Source organism: Streptomyces axinellae, assembly GCF_039532135.1.
Classification (GTDB): Bacteria; Actinomycetota; Actinomycetes; order Streptomycetales; family Streptomycetaceae; genus Streptomyces; species Streptomyces axinellae.
Genome location: NZ_BAAARJ010000026.1, coordinates 37,669 through 62,382 on the forward strand (window position 1 = coordinate 37,669; position 24,714 = coordinate 62,382).

14 protein-coding genes are annotated in these 24,714 nt (G+C 74.1%); 9 read left to right on the forward strand and 5 right to left on the reverse strand.

All coding sequences use genetic code 11. From position 1 onward, the window contains the following. Window positions 1-13 precede the first annotated feature (13 nt). Complete coding sequence (locus ABD339_RS29890; RefSeq protein WP_344570278.1) at window positions 14-967, forward strand: class I SAM-dependent methyltransferase; 954 nt, start codon at window positions 14-16, stop codon at window positions 965-967. 210 nt (window positions 968-1,177) lie between these two features. Here ABD339_RS29890 and ABD339_RS29895 read toward each other — a convergent pair whose 3' ends face one another. Further along, window positions 1,178-3,220 carry an arabinofuranosyltransferase AftB family protein gene (locus ABD339_RS29895; protein ID WP_344570279.1) on the reverse strand — a complete coding sequence of 681 codons (2,043 nt, stop codon included), beginning with the start codon at window positions 3,218-3,220 and terminating at the stop codon, window positions 1,178-1,180. Between the two features lie 386 nt (window positions 3,221-3,606). Here ABD339_RS29895 and ABD339_RS29900 point away from each other — a divergent pair, with 386 nt between their 5' ends. The 8 genes from ABD339_RS29900 (at window position 3,607) to ABD339_RS29935 (ending at window position 17,116) form a co-directional block, all read left to right on the forward strand. After that, window positions 3,607-4,212 carry an acyltransferase gene (locus ABD339_RS29900; protein ID WP_344570296.1) on the forward strand — a complete coding sequence of 202 codons (606 nt, stop codon included), beginning with the start codon at window positions 3,607-3,609 and terminating at the stop codon, window positions 4,210-4,212. Window positions 4,213-4,383: 171 nt separating this feature from the next. Next, window positions 4,384-5,505 carry a DegT/DnrJ/EryC1/StrS family aminotransferase gene (locus ABD339_RS29905; protein ID WP_425576141.1) on the forward strand — a complete coding sequence of 374 codons (1,122 nt, stop codon included), beginning with the start codon at window positions 4,384-4,386 and terminating at the stop codon, window positions 5,503-5,505. Continuing rightward, complete coding sequence (locus ABD339_RS29910; RefSeq protein ID WP_425576142.1) at window positions 5,502-6,794, forward strand: Gfo/Idh/MocA family oxidoreductase; 1,293 nt, start codon at window positions 5,502-5,504, stop codon at window positions 6,792-6,794. Before ABD339_RS29905 ends, ABD339_RS29910 begins: the two co-directional genes overlap by 4 nt. Further along, on the forward strand, window positions 6,791-9,604 hold the full coding sequence (locus ABD339_RS29915; RefSeq protein ID WP_344570282.1) for a glycosyltransferase family 4 protein: 2,814 nt from the start codon (window positions 6,791-6,793) through the stop codon (window positions 9,602-9,604). The genes ABD339_RS29910 and ABD339_RS29915 overlap by 4 nt, the downstream gene beginning before the upstream one ends. Window positions 9,605-9,722: 118 nt before the next feature. Beyond that, a complete protein-coding gene (locus tag ABD339_RS29920; protein WP_344570283.1) occupies window positions 9,723-12,599 on the forward strand; it encodes a glycosyltransferase family 4 protein in 2,877 nt (958 codons plus the stop codon). 365 nt (window positions 12,600-12,964) lie between these two features. Further along, window positions 12,965-14,857, forward strand: coding sequence for a glycosyltransferase family 4 protein (locus tag ABD339_RS29925; RefSeq protein WP_344570297.1), 1,893 nt, complete (start codon window positions 12,965-12,967; stop codon window positions 14,855-14,857). Then, complete coding sequence (locus tag ABD339_RS29930; RefSeq protein ID WP_344570298.1) at window positions 14,760-16,007, forward strand: nucleotide sugar dehydrogenase; 1,248 nt, start codon at window positions 14,760-14,762, stop codon at window positions 16,005-16,007. Before ABD339_RS29925 ends, ABD339_RS29930 begins: the two co-directional genes overlap by 98 nt. Then, the gene (locus ABD339_RS29935; protein WP_344570284.1) at window positions 16,004-17,116 is read left to right on the forward strand and encodes a glycosyltransferase family 2 protein; all 1,113 of its coding nucleotides are present in this window, start codon (window positions 16,004-16,006) and stop codon (window positions 17,114-17,116) included. The genes ABD339_RS29930 and ABD339_RS29935 overlap by 4 nt, the downstream gene beginning before the upstream one ends. A 114-nt stretch (window positions 17,117-17,230) precedes the next feature. On the opposite strand, the gene ABD339_RS29940 is transcribed toward ABD339_RS29935, so the two are convergent. The 4 genes from ABD339_RS29940 to dprE1 all read right to left on the reverse strand — a co-directional run bounded on the left by ABD339_RS29940 (window position 17,231) and on the right by dprE1 (window position 24,476). Then, on the reverse strand, window positions 17,231-19,531 hold the full coding sequence (locus ABD339_RS29940; RefSeq protein ID WP_344570285.1) for a bifunctional glycosyltransferase/CDP-glycerol:glycerophosphate glycerophosphotransferase: 2,301 nt from the start codon (window positions 19,529-19,531) through the stop codon (window positions 17,231-17,233). A gap of 65 nt (window positions 19,532-19,596) precedes the next feature. Then, entirely contained in the window at window positions 19,597-21,987 is a 2,391-nt protein-coding gene (locus ABD339_RS29945; RefSeq protein ID WP_344570286.1) for a bifunctional glycosyltransferase/CDP-glycerol:glycerophosphate glycerophosphotransferase, read from the reverse strand. Between the two features lie 148 nt (window positions 21,988-22,135). Next, window positions 22,136-22,909: a decaprenylphospho-beta-D-erythro-pentofuranosid-2-ulose 2-reductase gene (gene dprE2 / locus ABD339_RS29950; protein WP_344570287.1), complete on the reverse strand. Its 774-nt coding sequence runs from the start codon at window positions 22,907-22,909 to the stop codon at window positions 22,136-22,138. A gap of 178 nt (window positions 22,910-23,087) precedes the next feature. After that, window positions 23,088-24,476: a decaprenylphosphoryl-beta-D-ribose oxidase gene (dprE1, locus tag ABD339_RS29955; protein WP_344570288.1), complete on the reverse strand. Its 1,389-nt coding sequence runs from the start codon at window positions 24,474-24,476 to the stop codon at window positions 23,088-23,090. Between the last annotated feature and the right edge of the window lie 238 nt (window positions 24,477-24,714).

Consider the following 24,714-nt stretch of genomic DNA (forward strand, 5'->3'; position numbering starts at 1 on the left):
AGACCCCCTCCCCATGAGCACCGCAGCCATACCCGCCCCGGGGGCGGTTCAGCAAGGTCAGGACCTGCCAGAGCCGCCGCGTTCGTTCTACGACGTGCCCGGCTGGTTCTACCGCACGGACGTCATCCTCTTCGACTGGTTCCTGCGCAGGCAGCGGCAGCTGCGCCGACGCGGTGACCTGCTGGAGATGGGCGCCTACATGGGCAAGAGCGCGGTGATGATGGGGGCTTATCTGCAGCATCCGGACGAGCGGTTCACCGTGTGCGACCTCTTCGACTCCGACGCACCGGACGAGGCCAACGGGCGCGAGACGCGCGGCTCCTACGCGACGCTCACCCGGCACGCGTTCGAGGCGAACTTCCTGTCCTTCCACGACGAACTGCCCCACATCGTGCAGGCCCCCACGACGGCCGTGCCCCGCGAGGTCGCAGCGGACAGCTGCCGCTTCGTGCACGTCGATGCCTCACATCTGTACGAACACGTGAACGGCGACATCCAGGCGGCGCGGCAGGTGCTGCGCCCCGACGGGATCGTCGTCCTGGACGACTACCGCTCCGAGCACACCCCAGGGGTCGCCTGCGCGACCTGGCAGGCGGTGCTGGAGAGCGGGCTGCGGCCGGTGTGCGTCTCGGGCCACAAGTTCTACGGGACGTGGGGGGACGCCGAGCCCTGGCAGGACGCGCTGCACGAGGCACTCACCGCGCGCGGCAAGTGCTGGTTGCAGTGGCAGGAGGTGGCGGGGCGGCGGCTGCTGCTGGTGGGAGCGAAGAAGGCCGACGCGCCCCGCGTCCCGGTCTCGCGGTACGCCCCTGGGCCGGGGGAGGCGGGGAAGTCCGGGGAGGGCGCCGCCGCGAGCCCGAGGGTGCCTCGCCGCCTGTCGCGACGCGTGGCCGCTGACCTCCTGCCCCCGGTGCTGACCCGCGCCCTGCGGCGGGCCCGCGCGGCCTACGCGGAGCGCGATCGCTGACGGCCGGCGGCGCCCGGGCGCGCGCCCGCGCGGGCGTCTGGGGGTGCTCGCGAAGGTGCTCGCGGAGGCGCCCGCAGAGGTGCTCGCAGAGGTGCTCGCCGAGGCATCCGGGGAGGTGCCGCGTCCGCTCGACGGGAGAGGCCGCTATCCCGGGCGGCGCTTGCCGGAGGCATCCGGATGCCTGCCGGGTTTCCGCGTGCTCCGGATGCTTCACTTTTCCGGCTTTCCCGCGCCGCATACCGCGCGTTCCGCGTCGAGGGGGTCGGCGGGGATCCGCAGGCGGGTGCGCTCCCAGGACCCCGTGAGGTTGTCCCAGAAGCGTGCGGCGGTCAGCGGCGCCCGGGTGGAGGCCCGCAGTTCGGACAGCGGGCCGCAGTTCAGGGCGTGGCGCGCGGCGGCGACCCGGCGCGGATCGACTCCGTAGGGGACGGGCGCCCCCGGCGCGGTCAGATCGGCCAGGACCCATGCGCGGTCCAGCGGTTTCTCGTGGCCCGCCTTGTGGTTCTGCGTCGGCAGCGTGTGCGCGCCCAGCGGGTTGGCGAGCCCCAGGAGGTCCACGGCCCAGCCGTCGAGCGGCAGTACGGCTCCCGCGTTGCCCAGCCGCGCCTCGGCTCCGGCGAGCGGCGCCTCGACGTGCGGGGCCAGCGGGACGACCGGATACCCCGCCTCGCGCGGCAGCCGCAGTACGAGCCCGTGCAGTCCGGCGTGCGCGGTGGTGCGGACGGCGTGGGTGAAGGGCCGGGGGCGTTCGGTGTGCGCGGACTGGGTGACCGGATGCCGCTGCCCGAGGCTGTTGACGTAGACGGTGTGCGAGTCGTACACGATCCGCTCCCCGGGGCTGTCCAGCGGTGGCCGCCACAGCGCGATGCAGGCGGCGCCCCATACACCGACGCTCACCGCGAGGGCGGCGGCGGCGCGGGTGCGGGGCAGCAGGAAGACCGGGAGCAGCACCAGGAAGAGCGCGGGCAGCACCATCCGGCCGTGCATGAAGTCGCCGCCGATCTTCACCACGAAGAACGCGGAAAGAAGCCCGGCCAGTACCGGCGCACCCCGCAACACCGCGTCGGCGGCGCGCTGTTGGCCCGGCTCTTGAGGAGCCTCGTGCCACGGGCCCGTACGGTTTCCGCGCAGCATCCGGTGCACGCCCGTGCCCACGGCGAAGACGGCGAGCAGTGCGAGCGGCACCCACAGGCGGTACGGGTCCACGGTGTTGAGCAGGTAGTCCCAGCCGAACTGCCATTGCGTACCGGATGCTTCCTTGGCGAGTGCGGGGAGCGGGACGAGTACGCCGTAGTAGCCCGCGCGGAAGATCTCGTAGGCCACCGGCAGTCCGGCCGCCGCGCCCGCCCAGCGGAGGGCCGTGCGGAGCGGGGGCCGCCACAACAGCAGCAGCGCCACCAGGAACACCCCGCTGACCAGGGCGAGGTCGGGCCGCACCAGCGGTCCGAGGCCGAGTGCGAACGCCGTCCGGGTCAGCCCCTGGCCGCGCGGGTCCGGCCGTCCGGAGACCGGGGCCGGGGCACCGTATCCGGCGGGTGGCTGCCCGGCGTGGGCCTCGCTCGCGGGTGCGGGACCGGAGCGCGACTGCGCGGAGTGCGCCCCTCCCGGGTACGGGCGGCCGGGCACGGCCCGCCGGGGGAGGGCCAGGCCGGGCAGCTCCCGGCCGGCGAGCGTCGAGTGGGGCCGGGCCGCCCCTGGGCCGAGGCAGCGGCGGGCGTGTACGAGCAGCCACCAGGCGGCGCCCAGATAGCCGAAGGTCAGCCCGGTCTCCAGCCCCGAGGTCGCGTAGTCCCAGGTAGCGCACAGCGGCAGCAGCAACAGCACGCCGACGGGGAGCAGCGCTCCGGAGGGCCGGGCCACCCGGATCATCCGGCGGGTGGCGTCCAGGGCGAGGACGAAGCCCGCGACGGTCAGCAGCAGTCCCAGCACCACGGCCAGCCGCAGCGGATCATCCACGCCGGGCAGGGCGCTCCCGGCCGCGAGCAGCCACTGCCACAGGGTTCCGGTGGAGGATTCGGCGCGCTCGCCCACGTTGTAGACGGGGCCGTTCCCGGCGAGGATCTGGCGGACGGCGCGGGTGTAGATGAGCGCGTCGTCGTTCGTCCAGCGGTGCTGGTATCCGAGCACCAGGACGGTCGCGCCGCAGGCGGTGACGGCGAGTGCGTTCCAGCGCTGGGCCAGCGTGCCGGGCAGGCCGAAAGCCCGCGTTCCCCGGGCGGATTGGGGGGCGGTGATCTCATCGGAGCGGGACATGACGCCACCTTGGCCCGCTCCGGGCGGGCCCCCGGACCACGGCACGCCGCCCGCTTCCGGCTCACCCGGGCGGCCCAGGCGCGCACCCGTGTGGTCCATGCGCGCACCCGGCCGGGCGCGCCGGGCGCGCCGTCCGCCGACCGCGCGGCCATCCTCGGCCTCAGCGGCCACTGGTCTCGGCGGCCACCGGCCTCAGCGGCGCGGAAGCGCCCCCGGTCGTCCCCACCAGTCCCCGCCCCGGCCTCCCGGCAACTTCCGGCACAGAGAGCGAGCCCCGTATGACCACCACCGACACCGGCTCGGAGTCCACCGCACCCCGGCCCGCACCCACACCCCCTGCCTCACAGGCCGCGCAGGCCGCGCAGGAGGCACGCGCCCCGCGCACGATGGAGGGCGCGCAGGTGGCCGAGGACGCCGTCGTGGGCGACGGCACCACCGTGTGGGAGCTGGCACAGGTCCGCGAGGGCGCGGTACTGGGCGAGGACTGTGTCGTCGGGCGGGGCGCCTATGTGGGCCCCGGTGTGCGGGTCGGGGCGCGCAGCAAGCTCCAGAACCACGCCCTGGTCTATGAACCGGCCCGGCTGGGTGAAGGTGTCTTCGTCGGGCCGGCCGTCGTCCTCACCAACGACCGCACCCCGCGCGCCGTGGACACCGGCGGGGCGCTCAAGCGGGCGGGGGACTGGGAGGCGGTGGGGGTGACCGTCGCCGACGGTGCCTCGCTCGGTGCCCGTTCGGTGTGTGTGGCCCCGGTCCGGGTCGGGCGGTGGGCGATGGTGGCGGCGGGCGCGGTGGTGACCGCCGATGTGCCGGACTTCGCACTGGTGGTGGGCGTGCCCGCGCGCAGGGTCGGCTGGGTGGGCCGGGCCGGGGCGCGGCTGCTGCCCGACCTGGAGGCGCCCGGGCTGTGGGAGTGCCCGGAGACGGGCGAGCGCTATGAGGAGCGGGTGGCGCCGGACGGGTCGGCTGTGCTGGGACACGTTGACGCTCCGTGAAACTCACCCCATGACATGACGCTGCGTCTCTCGTGGCGGCCTCCTCGCTCCCCCGTTCGGGCGCACGCGTGTGGGCGGAACGGGTGATTAGTAAGCCCGGTGTGCAACAACGCCCCCCGATGCGGGTCCACATAAGGCGAATCTGCCGGGGGTCTCCGGAGGGCAACCGCCATGCAAGGGCTGCGAAAAGACATGATTCCGGCCGCCAAGCCGGTCATCGGTGACGAGGAGGTCGCCGCCGCCGTGCGCGTGCTGCGCGGTGGCCGGGTGGTGCAGGGGCCGGAAGTGGCGGCGTTCGAGGAGGAGTTCGGCGCGCTGGTCGAGGGCCGCGCGTGCATCGCCGTCAACTCGGGTACCTCGGCGCTCCACCTGGCGCTGCTGGCGCTGGGACTCGGGCCGGGCGACGAGGTGATCGTCCCCTCCTTCTCGTTCGCCGCCAGTGCCAACGCCGTACGGCTGGCCGGCGCCGAACCCGTCTTCGCCGAGGTCGATCCCGACACCTTCTGCCTCGATCCGGATGCCGTGGCCGATGCCGTGGGACCGCGCACCGCCGCGCTGATGCCCGTGCACCTGTACGGGCACCCGGCGCCGATGGGCGGGCTCACCCAGCTCGCACAGCGGCACGGGCTCGCCCTGATCGAGGACGCCTGCCAGGCCCACGCCACCTCCTTGCACGGGCGGCCGGTGGGCACCTTCGGCGACGCGGCCTGCTTCAGCTTCTATCCGACCAAGAACATGCACGCCCTGGAGGGCGGCATGGTCGTCGTACCGGACGAAACGCTGGGCCGCACCCTGCGGCTGCTGCGCAACCAGGGCATGGAGCAGCGCTACGAGAACGAGATCGTCGGCGCCAACATGCGGATGACCGACGTGTCCGCCGCCATCGGCCGCGTCCAGCTCGCACGCCTGGCGGGCTGGACCGAGCAGCGCCGGGCGAACGCCCGGGTCCTGGACGAGGGGCTGGGCTCCACCGGGCTGGTCACCCCCTTCGTCGCGGACGGCGCCCGGCACGTCTACCACCAGTACACGGTGCGCGTGCCCGGCGGCGCCGAGGCGCGGGACGCGGTGCGGCGGGAGCTGGACGCGGCCGGGGTGGGCTGCGCCGTCTACTACCCGACGCCCATTCACCGGCTCAAGCCCTACGCGCACCTGGGAGCCGACCTCCCGGTGACCGACGCGGCGGCGGCCGGGGTGCTCTCGTTGCCGGTGCACCCGCAGCTGACCGCCGACGACCTGGAACAGATCGTGGAGGCCGCCGACAGCGCGGCCCGGACAGTGGGGGTGACCCGATGACAGGGGTGACAGGGGTGACAGGGACGACAGCGGCGACGACTGCGATAGCCGCAGCCACAGCCATATCGACAGCGACAGGGCCAGCGCCGGCCACAGCCATATCGACAGCCACAGCGCCAGCGACAGCCACAGCGGCAACGGCGGCTGCGGCTGCGGCTGCGGACGGTGAAGCGGGGGGCCGGGTCCTGCGCGCCGGGCTGATCGGGCTGGGGGCCATGGGCCGCAACCACGCGCGGATCCTCTCCTCGCTCGACGGCGTCGAACTGGTCGGCGCCGTGGACCCGGCGGGGGACCCGCACGGCTGCCTGCACGGCGTCCCGGTGCTGACGGACGTGGCGAGGCTGCTCGAACGCGGAATCGACTACGCGGTGGTCGCCTGCCCCACGGCGCTGCACGAACAAGTGGGGCTCCAGCTCGCGGACGCCGGAGTGTGCGCGCTCATCGAGAAGCCGCTCGCCCACACCTCCGAGGCGGCCCGGCGGCTCGTAGCGGCGTTCGAGGAGCGCGGCCTGGTCGCCGGAGTCGGCCACATCGAGCGCTTCAACCCCGCGCTCCAGCAGCTGCGGCAGCGGCTGGAGGCCGGGGAGCTGGGCGAGGTCTTCCAGGTCGTCACCCGCCGCCAGGGGCCCTTCCCGCACCGGATCGCCGACGTCGGCGTGGTCAAGGACCTGGCCACCCATGACATCGACCTCACCAGCTGGATCACCGGACAGGAGTACGTGTCGCTGTCGGCCCGTACGGTCTCCAAGAGCGGCCGGGACCACGAGGACATGGTCGCGGTCGTCGGCTCGCTGACCGACGGCACCATGGTCAGCCACCTGGTGAACTGGCTCAGCCCGCTCAAGGAGCGGTTCGCCGCCGTCACGGGCGAGCGCGGCTGCTTCGTCGCCGACACGCTCACCGCCGACCTGACCTTCCACGCCAACGGCGCGGTGGCCACCGAGTGGGAGGCGCTGCGCGCCTTCCGGGGCGTCGCCGAGGGCGACACCGTGCGCTACGCCTTCCCCAAGAGAGAGCCGCTGGTCGTCGAGCACGAGAGATTCCGGGACGCGGTCCGGGGCGGGAGCGGGAGCGGCGGCATCGTCACGGCCCGGGAGGGGCTGCGCACCGTCGAGGTCTCGGCCGCCGTGCTGGCCTCAGCGCGCCGCACCACCGGAGTGCTGGAGACCGGAGCGCTGGAGACGGCGACGCCCCTTGAGGTCGCCTCCGCCGTGATCACCTCGGGGTCGCCCTCGGCGCCGGGGGACCACGGGCACAGCCCGGTCCGTCTCGCGGAGCCCACGGCATGACGGGGGCGGGAGCGGGCCCCCGGGCCGGCACGGGAGCGCGCATCGGGACCGGGCGGGGAGCGGACCCCGGGGCCGGGGCGGGGACGGCGCCCGGGGCGAGCACGGGAGCGAGCGCAGGAGCGGGGCCGGACCGGCTGCGGACCGGCGGCCGCCCCCGGCTGGCCGTCATCGTGGGGAACGGCATCACGGGCGACTCCCGCGTCCAGAAGACCGCCCTCGCGGCGGTGCGGGCGGGCTGGGAGGTGACACTGGTGGGCCGCAGTCCCTCCAAGCGTCGCGAGCGGTCCGTGCTGGGCCCGGTCACCGTGGTCAAGGTGCCCGTCAACGCGCACATGCGCACGATCGCCGGTGCCGCGCGCCGCCGCCCGCGCCTGCGCAACCACCTCACCCAGTGGGGCCTGCCGGACGAAGGGGCCTGGCTGCGGGCCCGCGCCTCGCACGCCGCGTGGGTGCGCGAGCACACCGCTCGCATCGGCTGGCTGCACCGGGCGGCCGGGACGGACGATCCGCGCGCCGCGCTCACCAGGGAGCTGCTCAAGGGCTGGGTGCGGCTGCGCCGGTACGCGCACAAGGGGCGCGGCAAGCTCTACCACTGGGAGCGCCGCCGCACCGAGGGCCCCGTCGAGGCGCGGGGCGACTGGCGCGCCGACTGGCCCGAACTGGTCGATCTCGACCTGGCGTTCGGCCCCGTCATCGAGGAGATCGAGCCCGACGTCATCCACGCCAACGACGTCACCATGATCGCGGTGGGGGCGCGCAGCGCGGCCCGGCTGCGCGCCCGCGGCCTGCGCACCTGCTGGCTCTACGACGCGCACGAGTTCGTCCGCGGCATCGACTGGCCGGACGCGGCGCGCGACTCGGCCTTCCCCGGCGTGGAAGGGGAGTTCATCCGGCGGGCCGACGCGGTGGTCACGGTCTCGGCCGAACTCGCCGGCATCCTGCGCGAGGCGTACGCGCTGCCCGAGGAGCCGCTGGTGGTCGCCAACGCGCCGGTACGGGAGGCCGTCGCCGCCTCGGCGGGCGGGCGCTCCTGCGTACGGGACGCGTGCGGGCTGGGCCCCGATGTGCCGCTGCTGGTGTACGCGGGGTGGATCGGGCCCGAGCGCGGCCTGGACACCGCCGTGGCGGGCCTGGCCGAACTCCCGCACGCACACCTGGCGCTGGTGGCGGGTCCCAAACCGAACGCGACGCTCAAGGCGCTGCTGTCCCGCGCAGAGGAGCTGGGCGTGCGCGAGCGGGTGCACGTCGTGCCGTATGTGCCGCAGGAACAGGTGCCCGCATACCTCTCCTCGGCCGACCTCGGGCTGATCTGCTTCCGGCACGTGCCCAACTGTGAGATCTCGCTGCCCACCAAGGCCGCCGAGTACCTGCACGCGGGCCTGCCGATGATCACCAGTTCGGTGCGGACCTTGCGCGACTTCGTCGAGCGCACGGGAGTCGGAGAGGTGTTCACCACCGACGACCCGGCATCCTTCGCCACCGCCGTGCGGAGCGGGCTGGCCCGCCGGGAACAGTTGGCGGCGCGCATCACCGGGCCGCTGCTGCGCGAGCTGTCCTGGGAACACCAGTCGGCCGGACTGCTCGCCCTCTACGAGCGGCTGGCCGGTCCCGGCACCGCGGCCCGGCTCGTGCCCGGCGAGGTGCCCTGGTCGGCATCCGAACAGCCCGGCGCGGGCAGGCCGGGACAGCCTGGCCCCGGCAGCGGAGCCGGAAACGCCCCGGCATCCGGTGCGCCGCGCGCGCTGCCCGGGTGGCGCTCCCTGGAGAGCACCCCCGTGCGCCTGGGCATGGGCTGCGCCAACTCCGCCGGACAGCTGGCCGGGTTCGCGCGGGCGCTGTGCGCGCGCCGCGGGGACCTGTCGGCCGAGGTCGTGATGCACACCCACGACCAGAGCGTCCTCTACCCCGCCGACCTCTACGCCGTCGGGGAGCGCACCGGTGACCTCGCCTTCCAGCTCGACCGGGCCCGGCGCGTGCTGGGCACCTACACCCACTACCTCGCCGACTCCTTCACCCCCGCGCTCGGCCGCCTCAACGGCGGCCACATCCAGGACGACCTGCCCTCGCTGCGCGCGGCCGGGATCAAGGTGGCGCTGCTGGCGCACGGCAGCGACGTACGCGACCCCGTGCGGCACATGAACCGCTACGAGCACTCGCACTTCCACGCCGCCGACGAGGCCATCTTGGCGGCGCTCACGAAGAAGAGCGCCCGCAACCGGCGCGTCGCCGCCAAGAGCGGGCTGCCCCAGTTCGTGACGACGCCCGACCTGCTGGACGACCTGCCGGGCGCGCGCTGGGCTCCGCTGGTGGTGGACGTCGAGGGTTGGGCGGGCTGGGCGGGTGAGCGGCCGGTGATGGAGCGCAGGCGCCCGGTGGTGGTGCACGCGCCGTCCAAGCGCTGGACGAAGGGCACCGAGCGGGTGGTGCCGGTGCTGGAGGAGCTGGAGCGCTGCGGCGCGATCGAGTTCCGGATGGCGACCGGCGTGCCCTGGGAGCGGGTGCGGGAGCTGGTGCGGGACGCGGACATCGTCATCGACCAGTTCGCCGTCGGCACCTATGGGACGTTCGCCTGCGAGGGCATGGCGGCGGGGCGGCCCGTCGTCGCCTTCCTGGACGAGCGGGTCCACCGGAATGTCGGCATCCGCCCGCCCGTCGTCAATGCCACACCCGCCACCTTGCGTACCGCGCTGGAATCCCTCCTGGACGACCGTGAATTCGCGGTCCGCACCGCGAGAGAATCCGTGGAATATGTGCGCACCTATCACGACGGCACCTATACGGCCGGTGTGCTGGACGGTTTTCTGAGCTGAGCGGACGTATCGGCGGAGGCGTTCCTTCCGCTGCGCCGGGCCGCGTGCCAGGGTGATTTCTCCGAAATGAGGCAGCGGCGCGGACAGTGGACCGCGCGGTGAGTTCAGGAGATTTCCCATGGCGAATTCCGTCACCCGCCCGCGCCTGGCCGTCATCAGCTCGGGCGGACTCGGCGGGGATTCCCGCGCGGAGAAGGCCGCGGCAGCCGCGGCCCGCGCCGGATGGGACGTCACCGTCGTCGCCCGCTCGGCCTCCACCCGGCGCGAGACCCACAGCGGCGACGGATTCACCGTCATCCGGGTGCCGGTCGCCGCCGACATGCAGGAGCGCTCCCGGACCCGCCGGGCCACCCCGCGCGGGCCGCGCGCCCGGCTCGCACACTGGGGCCTGCCCGACGACCGCGCGCTGGCCAGCGCACGCTCCGCGCACGCCGCCTGGGTGCGCGAGCGCACCGCGCTGGTCGGCTGGCTCGGCGACACCTCCGCCAACCCGGCCGCCCGCGTGCGGGCCCAGGCCCTCAAGGGCTGGGTGCGGCTGCGCAGACAGGCACACCAGAGCCGCGTGAAGCTCTACCGCAGGGAGCGCGCACGCCGCGCCGAAGAAGCACCAGGGCCCGTCGGCGACTGGCGCGCCGACTGGCCCGCGCTGCTGGACTGGGACCTGGCATTCGGCCCCGTCATCGAGGAGGTCGGGCCCGATGTCATCCACGCCGCCGGGGTCACCGCCATCGCCGTGGGGGCGCGCAGCGCGGCCCGGCTCCGGGCCCGCGGCCTGCGCACCGCCTGGCTCTACGACGCGCACGAGGACGTCGCCGGGACCCGGTGGCCGGACCGGGCGCGGGCCAGCGCCTGCCCGGCCGTGGAGGCGGAGTTCATCGGCCGGGCCGACGCGGTGACCGCCACCTCGGGTGGCCTGGCCCGCCTGCTCCAGGAGCGCCACGGGCTGCCCCGTACGCCGGTGATCGTCGGCCAGGCGCCGGTGGCCGAGGCGGCGCGCGCCGCACGCGCCGACCGGGGCGGGCCCTCGGTACGGGCGGCCTGCGAACTGGAGCCGGGGGTTCCGCTGCTGGTGCACACCGGACGCATCGCCCCCGACCGGGGCCTGGCGACCGCCGTCGAGGCGCTCGCGGAACTCCCCGGCGCACACCTGGCGCTGGTCGTCGACGGCGAGCGCGGCCCTGAACTGCGCGCCGTGCTCGACAGTGCCGCGCGCGCCGGGGTGCGCGAGCGCGTACATGTGCTGCCGTATGTGCCGCAGTCCCAGGTGGCCGGGTATCTCGCCACCGCCGACCTGGGCCTGGTGTGCCGGGAGGTGACACCGGACGCGGAGGTCGCGCTGCCCGCGAAGGTCGGCGAGTACCTGCATGCCGGGCTGCCCATGGTCAGCACCGGAGTGCGGGCCGTACAACTCCTCGTGCACGGGTACGGCGTCGGCGCCCTCTGCGCCGCCGGGGACGCGCGGGCGCTGGCCGAGGCGGTCCGGGGCGTACTGGAGCAACGGGAGGTGCTCACCCGGAACATCAGCGCCGCCCTGCTCGAAGAACTGTCCTGGGAGCGGCAGTCGCCCCGGCTGCTGAGGCTGTACGCGACGCTCGCCGGGGCGGCCCCCGCGCCGGCGGCCGAGCCGGGCAGCGCGGCGCTGGACGGCGAGCGCCGCGCCGTGGCAGATGGCGAGCGCCGTGCCGGGGTGGGAGAGGAGGGCCGCGCCGGACGTGAGGGGGAGCGCCGTGCCGGGGTGGGAGAGGAGGGCCGCGCCGGACGTGAAGGGCAGGGCCGTGCCGGGGTGGCGGGGGAGGGCCGCCTGGTTCTCGTACCGCGCGAGCTGCCGTGGCCCGGCACGAGCCGGCGCGAGCGCCCCCGCGAGCCCGACCCGGAGGCCGCGCTCTCGGTGCCGGACTGGCGGCCGGTCCCGCCCCAGGGCCGGCCCGGACAGCCGCGCGTACGGCTCGGCCTGGGCTGCGCCAACTACGCGGGCCAGCTGTCCGGGTTCGCCCGCGCCGTGTGCCGCGCCAGGCCCGACGTCGCGGCCGAGGTGACCGCGCACACCACCGCGGGACCGCTGAGCGGATACCCGGCCGACGTCCGCATCCCGCGCGGCCAGCTGGGCGGGCGCGAGGTCAAGCTCGACCGGGTGAACAGGGTGCTCGGCTCCTATACGCACTACCTCGCGGACGCCTTCACCCCCGCGTTCGGATGGTTGAACGGCCAGCACATCGAGGACGATCTGCCCGCGCTGCGCGGCGCCGGGATCGAGGTCGCGCTCCTGGCGCACGGCAGCGATGTGCGCGACCCCGAGCGCCACATGGAGCGCTACGCGCAATCCCTCTTCCACACCGCGCCCGAGGATGTCCTGGCCGTACTGATCCGCAACAGCGCGCGCAACCGGAGGGTGGCCGCCGAGAGCGGGCTGCCGCTGTTCGTGACGACGCCCGACCTGCTGGACGATCTGCCGGGGGCGAGTTGGGCTCCGCTGGTGGTGAACGTCGAGGGCTGGGCGGGCGGGGACGGCTGCGCGGGCCGGTCCGGCGAGCGGCCCGTCATGGAACGCGCGCGCCCCGTCGTCGTGCACGCGCCGTCCAGGCGCTGGACCAAGGGCACCGAACGGGTGATGCCGGTGCTGGAGGAACTGGACCGTAGCGGCGCCATCGACTTCCGGCTGACCGAGGGGCTGCCGTGGCCGGCGATGCGGAAACTGGTCAAGGAGGCGGACATCGTCATCGACCAGTTCGCCATCGGCACCTACGGGACGTTCGCCTGCGAGGGCATGGCCGCGGGCAAACCCGTAGTGGCCTTTCTGGACGAGCGGGTGCATAAGGAGGTCGGCGCCGTCCCGCCCCTCGTCAACGCGACCCCGGACACGCTCCGTACGGCGCTGGAATCCCTGCTGGACGACCGCGCCTTCGCGGTCCGCACGGGCGAGGAGTCCCGGGCGTACGTACGGACCTACCACGACGGGCGCTACACGGCCGGGGTGCTCGACGGCTTCCTGAGCTGAGCGCGCCCGCGCGCCCTCGCCGCACTCGTGCACTCCGCCTTCCGGACGTGGCGAATTCCCGGTCCGGAAACGCGGAGTACGGCAGGAAAAGGCGGGCCGGGATTCTTCGCACCCGCGCGGGCCGGGATTCTTCGCGCCCGCGCGGGCTGGATTCTTCGCACCCGCGCGCGCATTACGCATCACCGCAAAGGCTCAACGGGTGAATAAGCGTTCTCGGCAGTACTCGTTCCAGAAGGCGCGGATACGCTATTTCAGGGGTCGAGAGAAAGGGGTGGCCCGTGGAGTTCGACACCGACCCCGAGGTCTTCCAAGCCGCTTCGCCCGATGTGCCGTCCGAGGGAAAGCGAAAGCGCGGACGCGTGGTGATGCTCGTGTGCAACGGGGTGGTCGCCGACTCCCGGGTGCAGAAGACCGCGCGCTCGGCGGCCGAGGCCGGGTGGGAGGTGACGCTGCTGGGCAGCTCGCCCAACGGAAAGCCCGCCTCCTGGCACATCGGCGGGGCCGAGGTCCGGCTGCTGCCGGTGCCCATGCCGCTCGCCCACCCCCCGCGCGAGTCCCGGCGTCCCCTGCTGGCCAGGCCGCTGGCCTACAAGCCCGGCACGACGGCCGGATACCGCCTCCAGCGGGTCAAGGCGTGGCGCCACGAACTGCGCACACGCCGGGCCGCACTCCTGCTCGCCCCCGCCGCTGCCTCCGCCTCCGTCTCCGCCTCGGCGCTTCGCGCCGCCGTCCCCATGCTGTCCGGTCCGCGCTACGCCGCCGCGCGGCTGGCCCTTCCCCGCGCGGCGGCGCGGCTCGCGAACCGGTGGGTGCGCTTCCGTAAGCGGCAGCTCGACGAGGGGCTGACGGCACGCGCCTCCGGCACCCTGCTGGACCGGGCCGGCATCGCGTTCTGGCAGCGCGTCCTGGGCGACCGCGCCTGGCGCAGGCTGTGGCCGAGCCTCTACGACTTCGAACTGGCCTACGGGCCGGTCGTGGACGAACTGCGCCCCGACCTCATCCACGCCAACGACTTCCGGATGCTGGGCGTCGGGGCGCGCGCCAAGACCCGCGCGCTGGCCGAGGGACGGCCCGTGAAGCTGGTGTGGGACGCGCACGAGTACCTGCCCGGGGTGCGGCCCTGGCTGGACGACGCGCGCTGGCTGCCCGCGCATGTCGCGCACGAGCGCGAGTACGCGCCCTGCGCCGATGCGGTCGTCACGGTCTCCGACACGCTGGCCGGGCTCCTGCGCGAGACCCATGGGCTGCCCCGCGACCCCACCGTCGTCCTCAACGCCCCTGATGTGCCCGGTGTGCCCGGTGTGCTTGGTGCCCCTAGTGCCCCTGGTGCTTGTGAAGTCTCCGACGAGTCCGATGCCGAGTCCGAGGCCGAGGGCGAAGAGGAAGTCCCCAGCCTGCGAGAGCTGTGCGGTATCGGCCCCGGCACCCCGCTCGTCGTCTACAGCGGCGGTGCCGCGCCGCAACGGGGCCTGGCGACCATGGTCGAGGCGCTGCCCGCGCTGCCCGAAGTACACACCGCGCTGGTCGTCAACCGGCCCGGGTCCTGGTATGTACGGCAGCTGCGCGCGCGGGCCGAGGCGCTCGGCGCCGGGGACCGGCTGCATGTCCTGCCGTATGTGCCCTACCGGCAGGTCGTCCCCTTCCTCGCCGAGGCGGACGTGGGTGCGATCCCCATCCACCACTGGACCAACCACGAGATCGCGCTGATCACCAAGTTCTTCGAGTACGCGCACGCCCGGCTGCCGCTGGTGGTCAGCGATGTGCGCACCATGGCCGCCACCACCCGCGAGACGGGCCAGGGCGAGGTCTTCCGCGCGGAGGACACCGCCGACTACGTGCGCGCCGTACGGGCCGTGCTCGCCGACCCCGGCCGCTACCGCGCCGCGTACGAGGCGCCGGGGCTCTTGGCGCGGTGGACCTGGCAGACCCAGGCCCGCGCGCTCGACGCGCTCTACACCGGACTGCTGCACGCCACCCCCCGGCCCCAGCACGAGAACCAGCAGAACCAGCAGAAGCAGCAGCACAACCAGCAGGAGCAGCAGATGCAGCGGGAGCCGGTGCGGGAGCCGGCGGGGGAGCCGGACCGACGGGATCAGCCAGAAGGAGACGGGAATGCGGATCTGTGTGGTGGCGCTCGGGAAGATCGGGCTGCCGCTGGCCGTGCAGTTCGCGGCCAAGGGGCACCGGGTGACGGGAGCCGACGTGGACGCGCGCGTGGTCGCGAGCGTCAACAGCGGGGAGACGCCCTTCCCGGGTGAGGCGGGCCTGGACGAGCGGCTGCGCGAGGCGGTCTCGGCCGGGCGGCTGACCGCCACCGAGGACACCACCGAGGCCGTCTCCCGCGCGGACGCCGTCGTCCTGGTCGTCCCGCTGTTCGTGGACGAGCGCGGGGCGCCCGACTTCGGCTGGATGGACAGCGCCACCCGCGCCGTCGCCGCCGGGCTGCGCCCCGGCACCCTCGTCAGCTACGAGACGACCCTGCCGGTCGGCACCACCCGGGAGCGCTGGGCGCCGCTGCTGGAGGAGGGCTCGGGGCTGGCGGCCGAGCGGGACTTCTCCCTGGTCTTCAGCCCCGAACGGGTGCTGACCGGGCGGGTGTTCGCGGACCTGCGCCGCTACCCCAAGCTCGTCGGCGGCATCGGCCCGGCCTCCGCCAAGGACGGGGTGCGCTTCTACGAGTCGGTGCTCGAATTCGACGTACGCGAGGATCTGGAGCGGCCCAACGGGGTGTGGGACCTGGGCTCGGCGGAGGCCGCCGAGCTGGCCAAGCTGGCCGAGACCACCTACCGGGACGTGAACATCGCGCTCGCCAACCAGTTCGCCCGCTTCGCCGACCGGTCCGGCATCGACGTCGAAGCCGTGATCGACGCCTGCAACACCCAGCCCTACAGCCACATCCACCGTCCCGGCATCGCCGTCGGCGGGCACTGCATCCCCGTCTATCCGCGCATGTACCTGTGGAACGACCCCGAGGCCGCCGTGGTGCGCAGCGCGCGCCAGACCAACGAGGGCATGCCCGGCCACGCCGTCGAACTCCTCGCCGACGCCTACGGCGACCTGCGCGGCGCGGAGGTCCTGGTGCTGGGCGCCGCCTACCGGGGCGGGGTGAAGGAGACCGCGTTCTCCGGCGTCTTCCCCACGGTCACCGCACTGCGCGCGCGAGGCGCCCGGCCGTATGTGTCCGACCCGATGTACGAGCCGGGCGAACTGGCCGAACTGGGGCTGACCCCGCACACCGACCAGCCCGTGACCGCCGCCCTCGTGCAGGCCGACCACGCCGCCTACCGCGAACTGGCCGCCGACCAACTGCCGCACGTACGGGTCCTGGTGGACGGCCGCCGCGTCACCGACCCCGCGCTGTGGGCCGGGGTGCGGCGCCTGGAGATCGGGAACGGAGCAGTGCGATGAACCAGGTGCCCGACGTCAGCGTCGTCGTCGCCGTCCACAACACCATGCCCTACCTCACCCACTGCCTGGCCTCGCTCGACGCGCAGACCATCGAGGAGCGGCGGATGGAGGTCATCGTCGTCGACGACGGCTCCACCGACGGCGGGGCGGCGGAGATCGAACGGTTCGCGGCCCGCCACCCCGGGCGGGTGGTCACCCTGTGGCAGCCCCACTCCGGCGGCCCGGCCGCACCCAGCAACCGGGGCCTGGAGTTGGCGCGCGGACGGTACGTCTTCTTCCTCGGCGCCGACGACCACCTCGCCCCCGAGGCGCTGGAGCGCATGGTCACCACCGCCGACCGCTGCCGCTCCGACATCCTGCTGTGCAAGATGGCGGCCGTGGGCGAACGCACCGTGCCCACCGGGGTGTTCGCCCGCACCTCGCCCGCCATCCGGCTGGTCGGCGACGGCCTGCCCTGGGCGCTGTCCAACACCAAACTCTTCCGCCGCTCCCTGATCGAACGGCACGGCATCCGGTACGACGAGACCATGCCCGTCTTCAGCGACCAGCCGTTCGTCCTGGAAGCGTGCTTCCGCGCCGGGCGCATCTCCGTACTGGCCGACCAGGACCACTACTTCGCCGTGCGCCGCGCCGACTCCAGCAACATCACCTACCGGGCCGGGCCAGAGGTGCGGCTGCGCTGCACGGAGCGGATCTTCGAGACGACCTGCCGCTTTCTCGGCCCCGGGCCGCTGCGGGACGGCTTCCACCGGCGGCACTTCCACGTCGAGCTGTTCCAGCTGTTCGGCCCGGACTTCCTCGCCCTCGACGACAGCGCGCGGCACCGGGTGTGCGTGGGCGCCTCCCGGCTGATCGGGGCGCACGGCGGGGGTGTCCTGGAGCGGCTCGACCCGCGGCGCCGCCGGACCCTGGAGCTGGCCTGGCGGGGGGAGGTTCACGTGCTGTGCGGCGAGATCGCCGCGGATCCGGAGCGGGGCCCTTGCCGGGCGGGCACGGACAGCCGCTTCGCGTTGGTGCGGTGGCTGATGGGGCCCGTCCGTAACGGTCGCCCTGCCCGGGCGGGTCGCCCTTCGGGCGGGGAGGGGTATGGGCGGCTGCCCGTGAGCTGAGGCCGCTTCGCGGCCGGGCCTTGGGGTTTTGGCCGGGGGCCCGCGCCCCCTTCTCGGCGCGCCCACGCGGCGAAGCCGCATATGACACAGTCCCGCGCCCCTTCGGGGCGTCGTTCAGTTGAGGGGCTCTGGGGTCGGGGGGGTGCCAGGGGTGGGGGTGGGGTGGGGGGTCTCGATGATGACGGGGGGCGGGGCGGGTGCTTCCGCGGGCGGTGCCGGGTGTCGGTCGGTGAGCGGGATCATGGGCGGGAGGGCTTCGGGGGGCTGGTCCAGGAGGGTTCGGCGGACCACTCGTTCGGCGGCGTGGCCGTCGTCGTACGGGCAGAAGCGGGTGCGGAACGCGGCCCGCAGCGCGCGGGAGGCGGGGCCGCGCCAGGTGCCGTCGCGGAAGACGGCCGTCAGTTCGTCCTCGGTGCGGGTGACCGGGCCGGGGGTCTCGCCGGGGCGGCCGGAGAGCAGGTCGAAGTAGACGCCGCGCGCGTCGCGGTAGCTGTCCCAGTCGGGGGCGTGGACGACGATGGGCCGGTCGAGGTTGGCGTAGTCGAACATCACGGACGAGTAGTCGGTGATCAGCGCGTCCGCCGCCAGGCACAGGTCCTCCGTCGAGGGGTGCCGCGACATGTCGCGCACCAGGCCGCGGGCGTGCAGTTCCCCGAGTGCCGGGTCGCGGCCGTAGTAGTAGTGCGTGCGCACCAGCAGGACGTACTCCTCGCCGAGCCCCGCGCTCAGTCGCTCCAGGTCCAGGCGGGGCACATAGCCCCGGCGGTAGTCGCGCATCGTCGGCGCGTACAGCAGCGCGATCCGGCCGCGCGGGATGCCCAGGCGCTCCCGTACGGCGGTGATGTCCCGCGAGGTGGCCGTCACGAGGCGGTCGTTGCGCGGGTATCCGGCCGGCAGGTCCTCGTAGGGGCAGGGGAAGACGCGGTCCCACACCTCCGCCGAGTGCGGGTTGGCGGTGACGCTGAAGTCCCAGCGGCCCGCGCGCCGCAGCAGGTCGCGGAAGTTCATCGAGGCCGCCGCCGGGTACGGCTGCTGGTCCAGGCCCATGGTCTTGAGCGGGGTGCCGTGGTGGGTCATGATGTGCCGCTGGCCGGGCCGTTTGACCAGGTGGTCGGGGAAGTTGACGTTGTTGACGAAGAACGTCGCGCGGGCCAGCACCCACCAGTACCGGCGCGAGTGCGGCACCACGTAGTCGGTGCCCGGCGGCAGCGCGGCGACAGCGTCGCGCCGCACGATCCACACCGCGTGCAGCTGGGGGGCCAGCTCGCGCGCCCTGTCCGCGATCGCGGCCGGGTTGCAGGCCACGCCCCGGCCCCAGTAGGCGGAGTAGACGGCCAGGTCGGCGCGGAGCGGCAGTCGGCGCTGGAGCGCGTAGTAGCCGCGGTAGGCGGCTCTGCCCGCCGTGCGGCGCACCCGCCGTTTCGTGCGCCGCACCGTGCCCGCCGTGCGGCGCACCCGCTCGCGGGCGGCGAACAGGGGGTAGGAGCGCCGCGCCAGCATCCCGAAGTCGCGGGCCGCGTGGGGCGGGGGGCGGAAGCCGGGCGGCCGGTGGGCGCGGTAGTGGCGGGCCGCCTGCCGGAAGTAGGCGCGCCGGTCGGCGGGCCGGACCCGGTCGCGGCGCCGCAGGCAGAAGACGAGGTGCGAGACCATCCGCTCGAACAGCACCGCGCGGTGGGCCGCCAGTTCGGGGCGGCGGGCCACGAAGGCGAACAGCGAGGCGTACTGCGGGAAGATGTCGAAGTGCTCGCGCCCGGGGGAGCGGGTGATAGCGCCCTGGTAGCGCTGGCGGTAGTCGACGCAGACGCGCGGCAGACAGCCGATGGAGCGCGCGCACACCATCGCCTCGTGGGACAGCGGCGCGTCCTCGTACAGGCCCGGCTCGAAGCCGAGGCCCTCGCGCCGGTAGAACGCGCGGCGGTACGCCTTGTTCCAGGCGACGTGGAAGAGCGTGAGCAGTTCGGGACGTTCGGCGACCGTGAAGGTCCGGGTGCCGGGCCCGGCCAGCTGGTCGCCGAACACGCTGGGCTCGGCCTTGCCCCACCAGTAGGAGCGCTGGTGGTCGAAGACCAGCAGGTCCGGGTCGCCGCAGGCGCGCAGCTGCCGGTCGATGGCGGCCAGCGCGCCGGGCAGGTAGCTGTCGTCGCTGTCGAGAAAGAGCAGGTAGTCGCCGCGCGCCGACTCCACCCCGGCGTTGCGGGCCCGCCCGAGCCCGCCGTTGACGGGCAGGTGCAGCGCGCGGACGCGCGTGTCCCGGGCCGCGTACTCGTCCAGGATCCGGCCGCTGCCGTCGGGGGAGTGGTCATCGACGCCGATGAGTTCGAGATCCGTGAACGACTGGGTCAGCACCGAGTCCAGGCACTCGCGCAGGAATCCCTGGACCTTGAAGACGGGGACGACGACGCTGAAGCGGGGCATGCGCACCAGTCCTTTTGTGGACGAGGGGGCTTGTGGGCGGGAGGGGCTTTCGCGAACGGCGGGGCTCAGTTCGCGGGGACGGGCTGCGCGGAGGGCGGCTCCGGCTCGGGCGGCTTGCGGGTGGGCGTGGCCGTCGGGCCGGTGGCCGCGCGGCGGCAGGCGGCGGGCGAGGGCGCGGGCTGCCGTTCGGCGGGCGGGAGCACGGGCGGCAGTGCGGTGAGCGGCTCGCCCAGGAACAGGTGCCGCACCACCCGCTCGGCGGCGCGCCCGTCGTCGTAGGGGCAAAACCGCGTGCGGAACGCGGCCCGCAGCTCGCGGGCGTGCGGGGTGTCGTGGGCGCCGGTGGCCAGGATGTCGGTCAGCTCGTCCTGGCCGTACGCCACCAGGCCCGGAGGTTCGGCCGTCACGTCGAAGTAGGTGCCGCGCGCGGCCCGGTACGCCTCCCAGTCGGGAATGTGGAGCACGAGGGGCCGGTCGAGGTTGGCGTAGTCGAACATCAGGGACGAGTAGTCGGTGACCAGCACGTCCGAGGCCAGGCACAGTTCCTCGACGGAGGGGTGCGCCGAGACGTCCAGCAGGTTCCCGGGCTGCGGCGGGGCCGGCGGCGGGGTCTGCGGCTGTGCGCCGTGGAAGAACCGCGCGTCGCAGGAGTACCGCGCGGAGGAGTACGGCGGGTCGTGGAAGCAGGGCGCGTCGTAGAAGTAGTGCGGGCGCACCAGCAGGGTGAAGCCGGGGCCGAGGGTGGCGGCGAGCCGGGCGAGGTCCAGGGGCGGGTGCCAGCCGGCGTGGTAGTCGCGGTGGGTGGGCGCGTACAGCACGGCGGTGACGCCCTCGGGTATCCCCAGTTCGGTGCGTATGCGCGTCACGTCGTCGGCCGTGGCGGTGTGGAAGAGGTCGTTGCGGGGATAGCCGAACTCCAGCGTGGTGTACGCCGCCGGGTAGGCGCGCTCCCACACCACCGAGGAGTGCGGGTTGGCCGAGAGGCTGAAGTCCCAGCGATCGACGCGCTCCAGGAGCTTGCCGAAGTCCATGCCCGCCGCGCTCGCCGGGTAGGGCCGCAGGTCCAGGCCCATGTGCTTGAGCGGGGTGCCGTGGTGGGTCTGGAGGAGGAGCTGGCCGGGGCGTTTGCGGTAGGCGTGGGGGAGGTTGACGTTGCTGACGAGGAAGCGGGCGCGGGCCAGCGCGCTCCAGTGCGCGGCCGAGCCCGGGTGCAGCCGCTGTACGCCGGGCGGCAGCGTGTGGGCGTGCTCGGCGGCGCAGACCCATGCCGTACGGATGTGCGGGGCCAGTGTGCGGACGGCCTCTTCGATCGCGGCGGGGTTGCAGGCGTAGCCGCGGTTCCAGTAGGCGCTGAAGACGGCGAGGTCGGGGTCGAGCGGGCGGCGCCGCTGGAGCGTGTAGTGGGCGCGCAGCGCCGCCTTCCGCGTGGGCGCGCGCAGCTGGCGTACCCGGGCGCGGGCCGCCGCGTACAGCCTGCCGGCGTGCGAGAGCAGCCGGAAGGTGCGGTGGCTGCCCAGTCGCACCAGCAGTCGGCGCAGCCGCAGCCGCGGCGGCTGGCGGGGGCAGGCGGCGGAGGGCGCGGTGCGGTAGCGGAGGCAGTGCTGACGGCCGCGCCGCAGGAACTCCGCGCGGGCCGAGTGCGGCAGCCGCCCGCCGCTGCTGTGGATGACGGCGAAGTGGTCGGCCATCCTCCGGTACAGCTCGGGCCGCCAGTGTTCCAGTTCGGGGCGCCCGTCCAGGAAGGCGAACAGGCGGTCGTACTGCGCGAACACGTCGAAGTGCCCGCGGCCGGTGGTCGTCAGGATGCTGCCGGCCCGCCGCTGCCGGTAGTGCACACACACCCGGTCGAGGGTGGCGATGCCGCGTGCGGTCAGCAGCACGGGGAAGGTCCAGGGGGTGTCCTCGTAGCAGCCCGGCGGGAAGCTGAGCCCTTCACGCTGGAGGAAGTCGCGGCGGTACGCCTTGTTCCAGGCGACGGCCAGCAGCCGCAGCAGCCCGGGGCGCTCGGCCAGCGTGGCGACGGCGGGCGCCGCGTCCTGGTCGAGCAGGTCGGCGCGGATGTTGCGGACGGTGCTGCCGTCCCAGTACGTGCGGGCGTAGTCGAACACCAGCACGTCGGGGTCTCCGGTGGCGGCCAGCCGGTCGGCGATGGCGCGCAGGGAGCCGGGGGTGAGGGTGTCATCGCTGTCGAGGTAGAGGACGTAGTCGCCGCGCGCCCGGCGGGTACCGGCGTTGCGCGCCGGGCCCAGGCCGCCGTTCTGCGCCAGATGGATGACGCTCACCCGAGGGTCGGCCTCGGCGTAGGAGTCCAGGATCGGGCCGCAGCCGTCGGGGGAGTGGTCGTCGACGGCTATCAGTTCGAAGTCGGTGAAGGACTGGCTCAGCACGGAGTCCAGGCACTCGCGCACGTACGCCTGCACCTTGTGGACGGGGATGATCACGCTGAAGAGAGGCACGGCAGATCCACGGGGTAGACGTGACAGGTCAGGAGACCACGGACGATTAATCCGATTTATCCCACAAGTGCCGTGTCCGCACATTCCGGTCCGGGCGGCCCACACGTCACCCCGGCAGACGCACACGTCACCCCGGCGGACACATGCGTCACCCCGGCAGCCTCCGGAAGAGCGGGCGGGGCAGGTGCCGCAGTGCTGTCATCACGGGGCCCAGCGCCCCCGGTACCCATACCGTCCGCGCCCTGCGGCGTACCCCGTGCGCGATCGCCTCGGCGACGGCGCTCGGCGTGGTGGCGAACGGCGCGGGGCGCAGGCCGGCGGTCATCCGGGTGTGCACGAAGCCGGGCCTGACCACCAGCACATGGACGCCCGAGCCGTGCAGCGCCTCGCCGAGCCCCTGCGCGAAGGCGTCCAGGCCCGCCTTGCTGGAGCCGTAGAGGAAGTTGGCGCGGCGGGCGCGCTCGGCGGCGACCGAGGAGAGCACCACCAGCGAGCCGTGGCCCTGGGTGCGCAGTGCCTCCGCGCACACCAGACCGGCGGAGACCGCGCCGGTGTAGTTCGTCTGGGCGACCCGGACGGCCGAGAGGGGGTGGTGTTCGTCGTGCCGCTGGTCGCCCAGCACGCCGAAGGCCAGCAGGACGAGATCGATGTCGCCCTCCGCGAAGACCTTGCCGAGCGCCTCCTCGTGCGTCTCGGGCGCGAGCGCGTCGAACGGCACGGCGTGGACGCTCACCTCGGCGCCGTGCGCCGCCGCCTCCTCGCGCAGCCCGGCCGCCGCCGCGTCCAGTCCGGGGCCCGGCCGCCCCGCCAGCCAGACGGTGCGGGCGCGGCGGGCCATGAAGCGGCGGGCGGTGGCGAGCGCGATCTCGGAGGTGCCGCCGAGAACGAGCAGGGACTGCGGGGTGCCGAAGGCGTCCTTCATGCGAGCTCCTCGAGCGGAGGGGAGGGAACGGGGGAGAAGGTGCGGGGAGTGGGGGCGGGAGAGCGCGGGCGGGAGAGTGGGGGCGGGGCCACCCTTCCGAACCGTCACCGGTCTGACCGGTGACGGTTTTGCGGGACCGTCCCGCCGTCACCGGTCCCGCCCGGTCCGGCTGTCACGGTCACAGGGCCAGCCGCCGGGCCAGGTCCGAGGTGAAGACCCCGCGCGGGTCCAGTTCGGCGCGCAGCGCGCGGAAGTCGTCCAGCCTCGGGTACATCGCGGGCAGCAGTTCGGGCCGCATCCGGGCGTCCTTGGCGAGGTAGAGCCGTCCGCCCGCGCGGGCGACCTCGCCGTCCAGTTCGTCGAGGAACTCCGCGAGCCCCGGCAGTCCGGCGGGGATGTCCAGCGCCAGTGTCCAGCCCTCGGCGGGGAAGGACAGCCAGCCCGGATCACCCGGGCCGAACCGCTTGAGGACAGCGAGGAAGCTGGGGCACGAGCGCCGCGAGATGAGCCGGACGATCCGGCGCAGCGCGGTGTCGTGCCCGTGCCCGACCACGCACTGCCACTGCACGAAGCCCGCCTTGCCGTAGATCCGGTTCCAGTGCGGCAGCCCGTCCAGCGGGTGGAAGAAGGCGGCCAGCTTCTGCAGCTCGCCCCGCCGTCTGCGGGGCGCCTTGTGGTACCAGAGCTTGTTGAACGCGCCGACGGTGCTGCCGCGCAGCAGCCCGCCCGGCAGTCCGCGCGGCGCGGGCGGCAGCCGGCCGGGGCGGAAGGCGAGCGGCGCGGTGCGCAGCCGGGGCGGCAGCGCCTCCAGCGGGGCGTGGTCCCCCCGGGTGAGGACGGCGCGTCCGGCGGCGGAGCCGCGGGCGAGCAGGTCGATCCAGGCCACCGAGTAGCGGTAGCGGTGGTCGGTGGCGGTGAGCGTGGCCAGCAGCGTGTCCAGGTCGGGCAGCCGCTCGGTGTCCACGGTCATCAACGATGTCTCCACGGGCAGCAGTTGGAGCGTCGCGCTCAGCACGATCCCGGTCAGGCCCATCCCGCCCGAGGTCGCCTCGAACAGGTCGCTGCCCGGGGTGAGGACGCGTACCTCGCCATCGGCCGTCAGCAGTTCCATGGCGCGCACATGCCGGGTGAAGGAGCCGGAGACGTGGTGGTTCTTGCCGTGGATGTCCGCGCCGATCGCCCCGCCCACCGTCACATAGCGGGTCCCGGGGGTGACCGGTACGAACCAGCCCAGCGGCAGCAGCACCTCCATCAGCCGGTGCAGGCTGACCCCCGCCTCGCAGGTCACCGTCCCGGCGCGCAGGTCGATCTCCCGCAGCCGGTCCAGGCCCGTGGTGTCCACGACGGTGCCGCCCGCGTTCTGCGCCGCGTCGCCGTACGCCCGGCCCAGGCCGCGCGCGATGCTGCCGCGCGCCCCGCACTCGCGGACCGCCGCCGCGGCCTCCTCCACGGTGCGGGGGTGCAGCACCGTCGCCCCGGTGGGTGCTGTCCGGCCCCAGCCGGTGAGCAGCCGGGCGGCGCTGAGGAGCGTCGGGAGCCGCGCGGGCGGCGGAGGCTGAACGGGCATGAGGGCGACCGTATCGCCCCGGAATGTGAGGTTCGGGATACTGCGGGGCTCATGTCGCGGCACGACTGTCGCTGAATGAGTGCTCCTTCGCTGAATGAGTACCCCTTCGCTGAATGAGTGCTCCTTCGCTGAATGAGTGCCCCTTCGCTGAATGAGTGCCCCTTCGCTGAATGAGTGAAGGGCCCGAGTGTCGGATCGTATGGTCACCCCTCGGAGCGGGCCGCCCGGCGAGAGTCGG